This is a genomic window from Rathayibacter sp. VKM Ac-2928, from assembly GCF_022815545.1.
GTDB classification, from domain to species: Bacteria; Actinomycetota; Actinomycetes; order Actinomycetales; family Microbacteriaceae; genus Rathayibacter; species Rathayibacter festucae.
In genome coordinates this window covers 620,453-632,894 of sequence record NZ_JALGRU010000001.1, presented here as the reverse complement: position 1 = coordinate 632,894, position 12,442 = coordinate 620,453, and the positions used below count along the sequence as shown (strand labels likewise).

Here is a 12,442-nt window from a genome sequence, read left to right as displayed (position 1 = left end):
ATGCTGACCGAGCGACCCGCGCACCTCATGCGGATCGAGCACTACGCGCACCACATGCTGATCGAGCACTACGTGCACCACATGCTGATCGAGCACTACGTGCACCACATGCTGATCGAGTAATACGCGCACCACATGCTGATCGAGTAGCCCGCGCAGCGGGCGTATCGAGATCCACCAGCTTCAGAACGCGAGTCTGCAGCCCCGCCCTGCTGATGACACCGGGTCTCGATACGCCCCTGCGGGACTGCTCGACCAGCAAGAGTGCAGATGCCTCCGCCAAAGCGACCCGCCCCAGGATGCAGATGCATGCTGATCGAGTAGCCCGCGCAGCGGGCGTATCGAGATCCACCCGCCGACGAAGGAGTCCCGCCATGACCACCGACGACACCACCCCCGTCATCCTCGGCGGTGCCCGCACCCCCTTCGCCCGCTTCCAGGGCGCCTTCGCCCCGCTCTCCGCGGTCGAGCTCGGCGCCGCCGCCGTCCGCGCCGCCCTCGAGCGCTCCGGGGCCCGCCCCGCCGACATCGACGCCGTGATCCTCGGCCAGGTCATCCAGGCCGGCGCCGGCCAGGGCCCCGCCCGGCAGACCGCGACCCGCGCCGGCCTCGGCTGGGACGTCCCCGCCACCACGATCAACAAGCTCTGCCTCTCCGGCCTCACCGCCGTCATCGACGCCGCCCGCCTCATCCGCACCGGCGAGGCCTCCGTCGTCGTCGCCGGAGGTCAGGAGTCGATGACGAACACGCCGCACCTCCTGCTCGGCGCCCGCTCCGGCCTCGGCGTCGGCGCGCGGCCCCTCGAGGACGCGCTCCTGCACGACGGCCTCCTCGACCCCTTCGACGACCGGATGATGGGCCGCGTCACCGACGACGGCAACGCCGAGCGCGGGATCCGCCGCGAGCGCCAGGACGCCTACGCCGCCCTCTCGCACCAGCGCGCGGCGGCCGCCCGCGACTCCGGAGTCCTCGCCGAGGAGATCGTGCCGGTCGAGGTCCCGCAGCGCCGCGGCCCGGACCTCCTGGTCTCCGAGGACGACGGCATCCGCCCCGAGACCACCGTCGAGATCCTCGCGGGCCTCCGCCCCGCCTTCAGCCCCGAGGGAACCATCACCGCCGGCAGCTCCTCCCCGATCACCGACGGCGCCGCCGCCCTCGTCATCGCGAGCAAGGGCTGGGCTCTCTCGCGCGGCCTGCCCTGGCTCGCCGAGATCGCCGAGCACGGCCAGGTCGCCGGCCCGGACAACTCGCTGCACTCGCAGCCCTCCGCCGCGATCCTCCGCGCCCTCGCCCGTCGCGGGGCGACCGTCGCCGACCTCGACCTGATCGAGATCAACGAGGCCTTCGCCTCGGTCGTCCTGCAGTCCGCCGACGACCTCGGCGTGCCGCCCGAGTCGGTCAACCTCGACGGCGGCGCCATCGCCCTCGGCCACCCCGTCGGCGCCTCGGGCGCCCGCCTCGCCCTGCACCTCGCCCTCGCCCTCCGCCGCCGCGGAGGCGGCCTCGGCGCCGCCGCCCTCTGCGGTGGCGGCGGCCAGGGCGAGGCCCTCCTCCTCCGCGCCTGACGCCCCCGCGAGATGCCACTTGTGCACGCCTTTCGCGGCGTGTCGCGTGCACAAGTGGCATCTCGCGGGGAGTGTCAGCCCGCCCGGCTACGCTCGCGGGATGAGCATCCTCAGCGCGGACGGCCTCGAGTTCGTGACCCAGCGGCACCTGGCCACCCTGTCGACCCCGTGGCAGCAGGGACGCCTGCACGTCGTCGCCGTCGGCTTCACCTACGAGGACGGCGTCGTCCGCGTCATCACCTCGCGCGAGAGCCAGAAGGTGCTGAACGTCCGCCGCGGCGGCACCGCGACGGTGAGCCAGGTCGACGGCATCCGCTGGCTCAGCCTCGGCGGCCCCGCCTCGATCGAGGAGGACCCGGATGCCGTCGCGCACGCCGTAGAGCTGTACTCGCAGCGCTATCGGACGCCCCGCGAGAACCCGCTCCGCGTCGCGATCCGCATCGACGTCGACTTCGCCCTCGCCTCCTCGGGCCTGCGCGCGGAGTAGCCCCGTGCACTCCCCCGACGCGCTGCGGGCCGACGGCACCGTCTCGTCGCTGCGGACCTACCGCTACGTGCGGGTGTCACTGGTGGCCGCCGTGCTGTTCCTCGGCGTCGGAGTGACGTGGCACCTCGTCGCGCTCGGCCCGCTGCGCTCGATCAGCGCCGCCTACTACACCCCCGTGCGCTCGATCTTCGTCGGCTCGCTGTTCGCCGTCGCGGTCGGCCTCGTCGTCCTCGCCGGGCGCAGCCTCCGCCGCACGCTGCTCGTGATCGCCGGGTTCACCGCTCCCGTCATCGCTCTGGTGCCCGCGCCGATCCCCTCCGACGAGCTGGAGCTGCTGACGGGCACCGGCTGCCCCGCGGGCGTCGCGCGCTGCGTCGCCCCCGGCACGGAGGACGCGATCGCCGTCGGGATGCTCGCCTACCTCGTCGTCGCCGCGGCGGCCCTGGTCGCCTCGCTCGCCTTCCTCGCCGTCGACCGCGCGCTCGACCGCGGCGCCTGGCTGCGCGCCGGCGGTGCCGCCGTGCTGCTCACCGCCCTCGCTGTCTTCTCCACTACCCCGGCCTTCGCCGACCTCGGCCACTACGCCGCCGCCGCGCTCTTCTTCCTGCTCATCGCGGCCGTCGCCGGGATCCACGCCCATGCCGTGCGCTCGCAGGGCGTCCGCGGACCGGGCTCGCTCCGCGCCTACTCGCTCGCCTACTCCGCGCTCGCCGTCCTCCTGGCCGCGGTCGACGCCGCCGCGATCGTCCTGCTGCTGACCGGCCGGGCCTCGGCGCTCCTCGGCGAGCAGTGGCTGCTGATCGTCGAGGCCGTCGCCCTCGCCCTCTTCACCGCCTTCTGGATCCTGCAGACCATCGAGAACTGGCGCGACCCGGACGCGGCGGCCCGCTTGTCAAATGTGCCACCTACTTGACCTTCAGCGAGTAGAGCCATCAGTCAGCTCTCGTAAGTACTATTACGTAAGTCGCCACCTAGAAAGAAATATCAGCCCTGAATCAAGTCCTGCTTTTAGTACACCAAAACTTGCCCGCCACGGTGCATTACCCCCCCTTGGAGGGCAGGCCAGACATTCATAGGTAGTTTCACCTAGGAGTCGCGGAATCTGGCGGAGGCGATGCTGCTAGCCTGTGTTCAAACTTTATGGGGGAAAATAATGCAATCGTCATCGACCCACTGGGTATTGCGTCGACAGCACATCGGCGGCCTTACGAACCTGGTTAGGCTGCTCTTAGGTCTACTGACTTTAGTGGGGTCCTCTGTCGGCACATTCGCCATACTAAAGAGTCCTGCCGCTGAAGCAGGAGGGTCTGCCATACTTCTCGGTTCGGTAGTGATCTTGCTTTTTGCCCTGGCGGGGAGACTCCCTGAGAAGCTCTCTGGTGGCGGTGTATCTATTGAATTCCAACCCGACAGCGTCAGACAGATTCTCGCGCTCATCCAGTCCGAATCCCCCGACCTAGCAAAGGACGTTGAGGATATCATTCGCAGCGGCATTAGGCCAGGCCAGGCGTCTGAGTCTGTACTGGACTCTGCAGACGATGATCGGGCCGCTGACGCTTCCTTCGAATCAGACGTACGCTCCGCTCTCAAAGCCAAGATCTTCCAGGCGGATGTTGGGGAAGACGTTCCCGTTCTAGGTGCCAGCGTTGGTCGCCCCCCGATCGTCGACATGAAAGGGCAGATTGGAGGCAATGAAGTCGTTGTGGAAATCAAGAGCACATGGACTTCTTCAGTCTCGGAAATTACGAGGAGGCGAATCAAGCGGATCCTTGATGCTGGTGTCGCTACTCAAGCTATCGTGGTAGTTCGATCCCACCTTCTCGAATCAGCTCGTCGTGACTTTGCCGGCCAGTCGAGCGTCGCGGTCGTGAGTCGGGATGAAATCGCCGAGATTCCTCGCATATTGAAGGCGGCAGAGGCTAACCGAAAGTAGATGAATCAGAAGACGATTTGTACTGCTACAGGTTCTAACGCCGTTCTCGAATCGCAGAAACTCTCGGCTCCTCCCGTTGCTAGGACTAGACGCTTGGGAAATATGCGCACACCCTTTTGCCCGGCCTTCTCGGCGGCTGGACACAACCTCGATAACCTCGCCTCGTTCAGCTTCCGACAAGAACTGGAAGGTTCTGTGGCCACCGTCGCGACGGGCGCCTACAGGCTGTCGCCCACGCTCACCGTTCTCGAGTTCACGGGTTTCCAGGACCGCCGTCAGCGCTCCGCCGCGTAGCGGAACAGGTGCTTCTCCCGCACGAGGAGAGTCCCCGCGGCGCAGCCCGCGGCCGTCGCCGCCGAGGCCAGGACGAGCAGACGGAGGCAGCCGTGCAGCAGGGCGGCCCGATCGCCGGGGCTCTCGGGCAGAGCGAGAACGAGCACGCCGACCGGGATCACGGCCCAGGCAGCGGCCAGCCAGAGCGCGTTCTCGGCCAGGAGTTGCACCAGCAAAGCCGATCGACGGACGCCGATGTGCAACGCCGAGGCCAGCTCGAGGCGACGAAGGCGGACGAGTATCGCTCCGAGTACGACTCCAACCACTGCCGCACTCGGCACCGCGAGAAGGGAAGGTCTGGTGCGGACCGCCTCGCCGACGTCGTAGGGCTCGCCCAGTCGGGAGTTCAACCGACTTGCGGACGGCTTCTCGACCGGACTCGGAGCGACTGCGGTGAGGAGGAACGACGCCGTGGGTGATTGGACGAAGGGGACATCGAGCCAGCAGGCGTCGAACACCCCGTCCGCCGGCACGACGACGAGGACCGACCAGCCGAGTCCGGGCAGGCGGCCGTCGTCGGGGTAGTCGAAGATCCCCGCGACCGCGACGGGACCCGCCGTCGTCGCCACCGTCTGGCCGACGTCGCTGCCGAGGGCGACCGCGACCTCCCGGGAGAGGAGCAGACCGGCGATAGCGGGATCGACCCGGTGCAGCAGGAGGTCGACGAAGTGCGGTGTCACGTGTCGGCTGGGGACCGTCGTGGACGGCAGCGCCTCGAAGACGACCCCTCCACCGTCGGACATCGCGCCCGCCGCTCCGGCCCCCGCCACTCCGGCGAGCCTCTCGCAGGCCCTGCCGGAGATGCCATGCGTCGACACCACCGTGCTGATGGTCGCACCGGCGGAGTGGAACGCTCGAAACTCGGCCATGATCGACCTCACCGTTATCGCGTCGTAGAGGCAGAGCGCTCCGATGACGACGACGAACGACACCAGCGCGAGGATCGGCCTGCTCGTGCGGGTGGCCGTGCTGCGGAGCGCCTCGGTGAGGACGGACGAGAGCCGCACTAGGGCGCCAGCTCGATGGCCGTCTCGCAGGCTGCCGCAGCACGCCGATCGTGCGTCGCCACGACGACGATGCTCCCGCCGCTCGAGACGTGGCCAAGCACCTCGATGACGGTCTCCGCACTCCTCGAGTCGAGCTGCGCGGTCGGCTCGTCGACGAGCAGCAGGTCGGGAGCGGAGGCGACCGCCCGCGCGAGCATGAGCCGCTGCGCCTCCCCGCCGGAGAGCCGCGCAAACGGCGTCGCGGCGCGCTCCGCCAGACCGAAGGTGCTGAGCAGTGCCTCGGCGTGGACCTGGGCCGACCACCGTCGTTCGCCCCTCGCGAGGAAGGGGAGCACGACATGGTCGAGTGTCGAGCGCCTCGCGGTGCCGTGCGGGTTCTGCAGCACCCGGCCCGTCCGCGCGACGCCGCAGGTCCGGACGGTTCCGAGCGAGGGCGCGAGGGATCCTGCCAGGATCCCGAGCAGCGTCGACTTCCCCGAGCCGGAAGGACCGGTCAGTGCATAGGTCCGCGACGGCAGGAGGAGTCGGCTCACCGGAGCGAAGAGCGGTGCGCGGGCGTCGAACGAATGACTCACCGCCACCAGCTCGACGAAGACCGCGCTGGAGTCGAGTTTCTCGGCGGACTCCCGATTCCGACCGTTCAGCATCCTCCCGTCCTCTCCGGGGCCGTGCTGATCCGCGCGGGTGGCTCGGGTGAGGCGAAGCGGACGAAGGACTTCCCGAGCTCGGACGCCACGACCTCGACGGCGACCGCCTCACCTCCGGCCAGCACGCAGCCGTGGCGCCCCTCGAGGGCGTAGATCGCGGCCGGAGGGACAGCCCAGGTCTCGATCGGCACCGCCAGTTCGAGGGTCGCGTCCAGCACGACCGTGGCGCTGCCGCCTGCGGCGCTTGCACTCCCGCCCGCGCTGGAGCCGACTGCTCGAACCGCCTGCTCGAACTCCGCCGACGACCGCAGCAGGCGGAGGTCCTCCGCGGACCGGATCGCCCCGAGACCATCCACGGCCAACGGATGCTCCGCGACGAGCACGACGCGCTCACCGGGCAGGAGATCACCGGGGACGGGATCGACCGCTGCCGCCGTCACTGGCGACTCCAGCTCGGCGATCGCCGCGCCGGACTCCACCGTGGTCCCGAGCTCGACGGAGCAGCCCGCCGCTTGAGCCGTCGGGGATGGCAGCCAGATGAGGCTCTCCCTTGCGATGACGTCCGGCTCCGTCGCCGCACCCAGCTCGCGCAGCCGCGTGTCGACGAGCTTCACCGACGTCTGCCCGAGGACGCCGTCCGCCCGGACTGCGTGACCCAAGCGGCGGAGTTCGTTTTGGAGCGCGAGCACGTCGTCTCCGGTGTCGCCGACGCGGAGGTCCCGGTAGAGCGGCATCACAGTGGCGATGCTGAGGAGCCGCGAGCCGTCGACCGCGAGCACGCTGCCCCAGGAGTCGATGGCGGCCCCGGGTGCGCAGTCCAGCGCCGTGATCGTGCCGGAGCGCCGCACCTGCAGCTGCTCTCGTGCGCCCTGCTCGACCGCGATCTTCACGGCCCGCGCATCGACCGTCGATTGGGCCGTCGGCTCGAACTCCGCAGGAGCGGAGGTCGGGAACGCGACCGACGGCGGCACCTCCGGCGTCGCCGCCACGGTCAGAGCGATCGCGACGGCGGCGCCGGCGAGGACGACGGCCGCGAGGACGACGAGGCCGGGTCCGCCTTTGTCACCCATGCTCGAAGAACCAACGGATCGCGAGCAGCGGCTGGTCCCCGACTGCGAGTAGACGGCTCACGAGCCGACTCCCAGGGGATCGATTCGGCACCCCTGCAGCGCCTCCCGCCCCGCGGCCTCGTCGACGAAGGGGAAGTCATCGTGCGACGTGTCGTCCGCGTAATCACCCTTCGAGTAGGAGGAGGGCACGACGCCGGAGCGGGCAAGGCACTCGACGATCAGCGTGGTCTCGTCAGCTCGATCCGGGTTGCGATGGGTCCAGCTGTAGAGGGCGCCGATCTCGGTCTCGCCCGAGCTGCGCGAGCAGCCCTTCACATCTTCGTAGGCGGCGTCGGCGTCGGTATCCGGAGCGAACGTCAGGTGGAACGACCCGTCGAGCGCGTACTCGTCGATGCCGTAGCCGAGATCCGCGACGCACCTGGTGAAGCGGTCGATCATCTCCGAGCGCTCCTGTTCCGAGACCACGCCGTCCTCGATGACGGACCTGGTGAAGTCGTCCGTCGCCCGGTCGTAGGAGGCGGCGAACTCCGAGGCCCACGGACCACTGAAAGCGGGGACGTCCCGGGCGGGAGCAGACCCGTTGGCTGACGGTCCGTGGGCCGCGCATCCGGCCAGGCCGAGCATCAGCACTACGCCTCCTACGACCAGTCGTTTCATCTTCATGACGGGCGGACGACCTACTCGCGGACGTCGTAGTAAGCAGTGTTGCCCGAAGCTCGCAGGGGCGACCAGTGCGCTACGGCGAGCGTCGAGGACGGCTGCCAACCGCTGTACGCGCAGCCGCGGTGACCGCAGGCCGTCGCCTTGTGGCTCTTTCCACTGTGCTGGTATTCGGAGTAGACCTGACCGCCGCTTCCGTAGATGCCGCCAGAGCGGGTTCCGTGATCCCAGACCCCGCCCTCGGAGGGACGCTCCGTCACGGCGGAGGCGCTGACCGCGCCGCCCGCGAGGATGCCTCCTGCCACGAGGGCGCCCACAACCATCGCCGTCGTCCTGCGTCGAACCATGTTTCTGCCTGCTTTCCAGCACCGTCGGTGCCGTTCGTCGGATGTGTTCTGTGAGAACCATACGTGTCTGGTGGACCGGACCGGCTGATGGCGCGAGAAGCAGTGACGGCGGGCGTGATAACGCGTACGAAGCGGGCGCGCTCGGCGGCAACCCGAGCCGGCCCGACGCGCGAGAAACAGAAGAACCGCCCGCTCGAGCGATCCCGCCCCTGAAACGACGGAAGGCCCGCTCTCTCGAGCGGGCCTTCCGTGTGGTGGTGGATCCGAGGGGATTCGAACCCCTGACCTCTTCATTGCGAACGAAGCGCGCTACCAACTGCGCCACGGACCCGTGCCTTCCGAGCCGTCACCGGCCCGAACAACTCGTCCACATTAGCACGTGGCCGAGGGGCGGAGGACCGCTCAGGCTCCGCGGCGGCGCTGCAGGGCCTGGTCGAGGTCGATCGCGTCGACGCCCTCGACGACGCCCATCGAGGCGAAGCGCGAGGACGGGCGCGGTGCCTCGGGGACAGGGACCGGGCCGGTCGCGCGGGGCGAGCGGATCGGCGCGACCTCGGGGGCCGAAGCGGCGGCGCGCTGGGCGATCTCGGCGTCCGCGGCGGCGGCGCGGAGGCGCTCCACGGCGTCGATCGAGGCCATCGCGCTGGCCGCGACGGTGCCGCGGGACAGGTAGAGGGGCTTGGGCAGCGGCTGCGGTGTCCAGCGCGTCTCCTCGGCAGCGGCGGCCTCCTCCTCGGGGGCGGCGGCCTCCTCGGCGAGCTCGGCCTCGAAGACCTCAGCACGGCGGCGGGCCACCTCGGCGGTGCTGGTCGAGACCGCGGCGGGCGCGGCGCTGCGCTGACGGCCCGGAGCGAGCAGGATCAGGGTGCCCAGCCCGGCGGCGAGCACCAGCACGCCGACGAGCGGTACGACGCCCGCACCGCCGAAGGGCAGCATGACCAGCCCGACGAGGGCGACGACGAGGCCGATCAGCACCGTCAGCGCCGCGCCCTGGCGCCAGCGCATCGCGCCGGGAGCCGTCCGCGTGCTCTGCCGCGTGCTCGCGGCCGCCCGCCGCAGCGCTTCGCGCGCCGCCTTCTCCGCCTGTGCCAGCTCCATCGCCTGTGCCTTCTCTTCGGCTCGTTGTTTGGTCTCGGTCGCCCGGAGGGTGCGCTGCTGCAGCGCGACCTCGCGGGCCGTCGCCTCCGCACGCACGTGCTCGGGCACCTCGGCGGTCTCGGCGAGGATCCGCAGGGTCTGCTGGAGCCTCACCGCGTTGCGCTCGGTCGCGTAGAACGACCGCCTGCGCATCCACGCGGGGATGAGATAGGCGACCCACAGAACGGCGGCGAGCGCCCAGACGACGCCCCCACCCAGCCAGTCGCTACTCATGCGACCAACGCTAGGAGCACGGGGCGCTCCCGTCCGTCATTACGGGTAGGTGTGTCCGTGCGGATCGCGGATCAATCGGCTCCCCGTCGGGGGGACACCGGCGCCGTCGGGCGGCCCGGAGAGGCCCGATCGGCGGGAGGCGCGCTGGTCGGCGTCGGTCGGCACGCCGACGTCGCTCGGCACCTGGCCCTCGAGGTAGCGGCGCAGGACACCGCGCGGCACCTCCTCCGCCACGAGGGCGAAGCAGAAGTGGTCGCGCCAGTCGCCGTTGATGTGGATGAATCGGCGGCGCAGGCCCTCGTAGCGGAAGCCGAGCTTCTCGACAACGCGCAGGCTCGGCCGGTTCTCGGGTCGGATGCAGATCTCGATCCGGTGCAGGCCGAGATCGAAGAAGGCGTGATCGGTGGCCAGCGCGACGGAGACCGGGGTGATGCCGCGGCCGGCGTAGCGCTCGGAGACCCAGTAGCCGATCGAGCCGGAGGAGAGCGAGCCGTAGCCGATGTTGGAGATGTTGAGCTGGCCGGCCAGCTCGCCGTCCCAGTCGATCAGGAACGGCACGCCGCCGCCGGCCCGCGCGTTCTGCTGCAGAGAGCGGATGCTGGCCCGCACGTCGAAGGCCGCGCCGCCGCGGGGGTCGGACGCCTCCCACTGCCGCAGCCAGGCGCGGTTGGCGATCAGCTCCCGCTCGAGGGGGCGGGCGTCCCGGACCCGGATCGGGCGGATGGTGACACGACCCTCGGTGAGCGTCGGGATCGGCAGCGGCATGTGCTGACCCTACTGCGCAGTCGCGGCGGGAGAAGGGGGTGGACCGGAGCGCCGGAACGCGGCAGGGGCCGAAGCAAGGGGGGCCGCCACTCCATGCCGGTCGAGTAGCCCCGGAAGGGGCGTATCGAGACCCACGTCCGCCAGAAGGGCGGGTCTGCAGACTCGACTGCAAGCGACGGTGGATCTCGATACGCCCGCTGCGCGGGCTACTCGATCAGCATGCAGGGGCCTGCCCGCTCCTGAAGGGGCGAACCCGGCGGACTTCATGCTGGTCGAGTAGCGCCGAAGGCGCGTATCGAGACCCACGTCCGCCACTGCGCCGGGTCTGCAGACTCGACTGCAGGCGAAGGTGGATCTCGATACGCCCGCTGTGCGGGCTACCCGATCAGCATGGAACGGACGCCCGCTGCGCTGGCTACTCGATCAGCATGGAGGGGCCGCGAAGCGGGCCGCGCGAAGTGCAGCGCCCGCGCAGCGGGCCCCGCTCATGGACGGGCGCCCGCCCCGCGGGCTCCTCGCTCAGAGCCCCGCGACGAAGTCCTTCAGCCAGGGCTTGAGGTCGACGCCGAGGTCCTCCCGGTCGGAGGCGAGCTGCACGATGGCCTTGATGTAGTCGAGCTTGTCGCCGGTGTCGTAGCGGCGGCCGCGGAAGACGACGCCGTAGACGCCGCCGAACTCCGCCGGGTCCTGCGCCATGCGCTCGAGGGCGTCGGTCAGCTGGATCTCGCCGCCCTTGCCGGGCGCGGTGTGCTCGAGCACGCCGAAGACGTCGGGCTTGAGGACGTAGCGGCCGATGATCGCGAGGTTCGAGGGCGCGTCCTCCTTGGAGGGCTTCTCGACGAGGCCGGTGATGCGCACCACGTCGTCCTCGTCGGTCGTCTCGACCGCGGCGCAGCCGTAGAGGTGGATCTGGTCCGGGTCGACCTCGAGGAGCGCGACGACCGTGGTGTCGCGCTGCTCCGCCACGTCGATCATGCGGGTGAGGAGCGGGTCGCGCGCGTCGATCAGGTCGTCGCCGAGGAGGACGGCGAACGGCTCGTCGCCGACGTGGCGCTGAGCGCGCGAGACGGCGTGGCCGAGGCCCTTCGGCTCGCCCTGGCGGACGAAGTGCACGTCGGCGAGGTCGCTCGCGTACTGCACGTGCGCCAGCTTGGCGTCGTCCAGCTTCTTGGCGAGGTTCTGCTCGAGCTCGGGGACCGAGTCGAAGTGATTGGCGAGCGCGTTCTTGTTGCGCCCGATGATGACGAGGACGTCCTGGAGTCCGGCGTCCGCGGCCTCCTCGACCACGTACTGGATCGCCGGCTTGTCGACGACGGGCAGCATCTCCTTGGGGATGGCCTTGGTCGCCGGCAGGAAGCGGGTGCCGAGACCGGCGGCGGGGATGACGGCTTTGCGGATTCGAGTGCCCATGGGGCGCCATACTAGCGGCGGCCGTGGTCGGGCACGTTTCGGCCCCGAGAGGGGCTTGCCAACGGTGTACCCCGCTCGCGGACGGAGCCGCCGCAGGACTCCTCACGATCGCGACCCCGGACTCCTCGCGACCGCGACCCCGGACTCCTCACGACCGCGACTCCGGCCTCCTCCACGACCGCGGCTCCGGCCGCGAGGACGGCCCGACACCCCCGATCTAGACTGGGCCCCATGCCAGCCGACATCACCCACGAGAAGCGGGCGCTGCGCGCCGAGCTCCGTGAGCGCCGACGCACGCAGACCGCGACCGCCCGCGAGCAGGCCACCCTGCACCTCACCGAGCACCTCGAGGAGCTGGCGACCCGGGTCGGCGCACGGTCGATCGCCTGCTACCTCTCGGCGCCGGACGAACCGAGCACCCGTCCCTTCCTCGGCTGGGCCGAGAGCCGCGGGATCCGGGTCCTCTTCCCCATCTCCCGCCAGGACGGCCTGCTCGACTGGGCGGTCGGCGACGGCCACACCGAGACCCAGGGCCTGTTCGGGATGCCGGAGCCGGTCGGTCAGCTGCTCGGCCCGATCGCGATCAACGACGTCGACCTGATCATCGTCCCCGCCGCCACCGTCGACCGCTCGGGCATGCGGATGGGCTGGGGCCGCGGCTACTTCGACAAGACGCTCGGCTCGATGGAGAAGTGCCCGCCCGTCTACGCGGTGGTCTTCGACAGCGAGTTCGTCGAGCACGTGCCCAGCGAGGTGCACGACCAGGCGGTCGACGGCGTCGTCACTCCCTCGGGCATCGTCGACATCCCGCGCTGACCCGCTCCCCTCTTCCCCCACTCCCCCGCCG

General features: G+C 70.2%; 14 protein-coding genes and 1 tRNA gene. 6 read left to right on the top strand and 9 right to left on the bottom strand.

The window, feature by feature from the left end:
* The 5 genes from MT350_RS19915 (at nucleotide 1) to MT350_RS03070 (ending at nucleotide 3,985) form a co-directional block, all read left to right on the top strand.
* Nucleotides 1-123, top strand: coding sequence for a hypothetical protein (locus MT350_RS19915; protein WP_279396238.1), 123 nt, complete (start codon nucleotides 1-3; stop codon nucleotides 121-123).
* Nucleotides 124-374: 251 nt separating this feature from the next.
* Nucleotides 375-1,565: an acetyl-CoA C-acyltransferase gene (locus MT350_RS03085; protein ID WP_243615355.1), complete on the top strand. Its 1,191-nt coding sequence runs from the start codon at nucleotides 375-377 to the stop codon at nucleotides 1,563-1,565.
* A gap of 100 nt (nucleotides 1,566-1,665) precedes the next feature.
* Nucleotides 1,666-2,052: a pyridoxamine 5'-phosphate oxidase family protein gene (locus MT350_RS03080; protein ID WP_132435910.1), complete on the top strand. Its 387-nt coding sequence runs from the start codon at nucleotides 1,666-1,668 to the stop codon at nucleotides 2,050-2,052.
* 4 nt (nucleotides 2,053-2,056) lie between these two features.
* Entirely contained in the window at nucleotides 2,057-2,965 is a 909-nt protein-coding gene (locus MT350_RS03075) for a hypothetical protein (protein ID WP_243615354.1), read from the top strand.
* Nucleotides 2,966-3,298: 333 nt separating this feature from the next.
* The gene (locus tag MT350_RS03070) at nucleotides 3,299-3,985 is read left to right on the top strand and encodes a hypothetical protein (RefSeq protein WP_243598796.1); all 687 of its coding nucleotides are present in this window, start codon (nucleotides 3,299-3,301) and stop codon (nucleotides 3,983-3,985) included.
* A gap of 275 nt (nucleotides 3,986-4,260) precedes the next feature.
* Here MT350_RS03070 and MT350_RS03065 read toward each other — a convergent pair whose 3' ends face one another.
* The 9 genes from MT350_RS03065 to galU form a co-directional block, all read right to left on the bottom strand.
* Nucleotides 4,261-5,325, bottom strand: coding sequence for a hypothetical protein (locus tag MT350_RS03065; protein ID WP_243598795.1), 1,065 nt, complete (start codon nucleotides 5,323-5,325; stop codon nucleotides 4,261-4,263).
* On the bottom strand, nucleotides 5,325-5,972 hold the full coding sequence (locus MT350_RS03060; protein WP_243598794.1) for an ATP-binding cassette domain-containing protein: 648 nt from the start codon (nucleotides 5,970-5,972) through the stop codon (nucleotides 5,325-5,327). The genes MT350_RS03065 and MT350_RS03060 overlap by 1 nt, the downstream gene beginning before the upstream one ends.
* Nucleotides 5,966-7,042 carry a peptidoglycan-binding protein gene (locus MT350_RS03055; RefSeq protein WP_243598793.1) on the bottom strand — a complete coding sequence of 359 codons (1,077 nt, stop codon included), beginning with the start codon at nucleotides 7,040-7,042 and terminating at the stop codon, nucleotides 5,966-5,968. The genes MT350_RS03060 and MT350_RS03055 overlap by 7 nt, the downstream gene beginning before the upstream one ends.
* Before the next feature lie 57 nt (nucleotides 7,043-7,099).
* Nucleotides 7,100-7,666: a hypothetical protein gene (locus MT350_RS03050; RefSeq protein ID WP_243615353.1), complete on the bottom strand. Its 567-nt coding sequence runs from the start codon at nucleotides 7,664-7,666 to the stop codon at nucleotides 7,100-7,102.
* A 53-nt stretch (nucleotides 7,667-7,719) separates the two neighbouring features.
* On the bottom strand, nucleotides 7,720-8,049 hold the full coding sequence (locus MT350_RS03045) for a lactococcin 972 family bacteriocin (protein WP_243598791.1): 330 nt from the start codon (nucleotides 8,047-8,049) through the stop codon (nucleotides 7,720-7,722).
* A gap of 255 nt (nucleotides 8,050-8,304) precedes the next feature.
* Nucleotides 8,305-8,380, bottom strand: a tRNA-Ala gene (locus MT350_RS03040).
* 71 nt (nucleotides 8,381-8,451) lie between these two features.
* A complete protein-coding gene (locus MT350_RS03035) occupies nucleotides 8,452-9,420 on the bottom strand; it encodes a hypothetical protein (RefSeq protein ID WP_243598790.1) in 969 nt (322 codons plus the stop codon).
* 39 nt (nucleotides 9,421-9,459) lie between these two features.
* Nucleotides 9,460-10,185 carry a GNAT family N-acetyltransferase gene (locus MT350_RS03030; protein ID WP_123445236.1) on the bottom strand — a complete coding sequence of 242 codons (726 nt, stop codon included), beginning with the start codon at nucleotides 10,183-10,185 and terminating at the stop codon, nucleotides 9,460-9,462.
* 519 nt (nucleotides 10,186-10,704) lie between these two features.
* On the bottom strand, nucleotides 10,705-11,595 hold the full coding sequence (galU, locus tag MT350_RS03025; RefSeq protein ID WP_123445235.1) for a UTP--glucose-1-phosphate uridylyltransferase GalU: 891 nt from the start codon (nucleotides 11,593-11,595) through the stop codon (nucleotides 10,705-10,707).
* A gap of 231 nt (nucleotides 11,596-11,826) precedes the next feature.
* On the opposite strand from galU, the gene MT350_RS03020 reads away from it, so the two are divergent.
* The gene (locus tag MT350_RS03020; RefSeq protein WP_123445234.1) at nucleotides 11,827-12,411 is read left to right on the top strand and encodes a 5-formyltetrahydrofolate cyclo-ligase; all 585 of its coding nucleotides are present in this window, start codon (nucleotides 11,827-11,829) and stop codon (nucleotides 12,409-12,411) included.
* Nucleotides 12,412-12,442: the final 31 nt, after the last annotated feature.

What these genes read in the sequence shown, in the direction of transcription:
- MT350_RS19915 (WP_279396238.1), top strand. Translation starts at nt 1, where the DNA reads ATGCTGACCGAGCGACCCGCGCACCTCATGCGGATCGAGCACTACGCG.
- MT350_RS03085 (WP_243615355.1), top strand. Translation starts at nt 375, where the DNA reads ATGACCACCGACGACACCACCCCCGTCATCCTCGGCGGTGCCCGCACC.
- MT350_RS03080 (WP_132435910.1), top strand. Translation starts at nt 1,666, where the DNA reads ATGAGCATCCTCAGCGCGGACGGCCTCGAGTTCGTGACCCAGCGGCAC.
- MT350_RS03060 (WP_243598794.1), bottom strand. Translation starts at nt 5,972, where the DNA reads ATGCTGAACGGTCGGAATCGGGAGTCCGCCGAGAAACTCGACTCCAGC.
- MT350_RS03055 (WP_243598793.1), bottom strand. Translation starts at nt 7,042, where the DNA reads ATGGGTGACAAAGGCGGACCCGGCCTCGTCGTCCTCGCGGCCGTCGTC.
- MT350_RS03050 (WP_243615353.1), bottom strand. Translation starts at nt 7,666, where the DNA reads ATGCTCGGCCTGGCCGGATGCGCGGCCCACGGACCGTCAGCCAACGGG.
- MT350_RS03045 (WP_243598791.1), bottom strand. Translation starts at nt 8,049, where the DNA reads ATGGTTCGACGCAGGACGACGGCGATGGTTGTGGGCGCCCTCGTGGCA.
- MT350_RS03035 (WP_243598790.1), bottom strand. Translation starts at nt 9,420, where the DNA reads ATGAGTAGCGACTGGCTGGGTGGGGGCGTCGTCTGGGCGCTCGCCGCC.
- MT350_RS03030 (WP_123445236.1), bottom strand. Translation starts at nt 10,185, where the DNA reads ATGCCGCTGCCGATCCCGACGCTCACCGAGGGTCGTGTCACCATCCGC.
- galU (WP_123445235.1), bottom strand. Translation starts at nt 11,595, where the DNA reads ATGGGCACTCGAATCCGCAAAGCCGTCATCCCCGCCGCCGGTCTCGGC.
- MT350_RS03020 (WP_123445234.1), top strand. Translation starts at nt 11,827, where the DNA reads ATGCCAGCCGACATCACCCACGAGAAGCGGGCGCTGCGCGCCGAGCTC.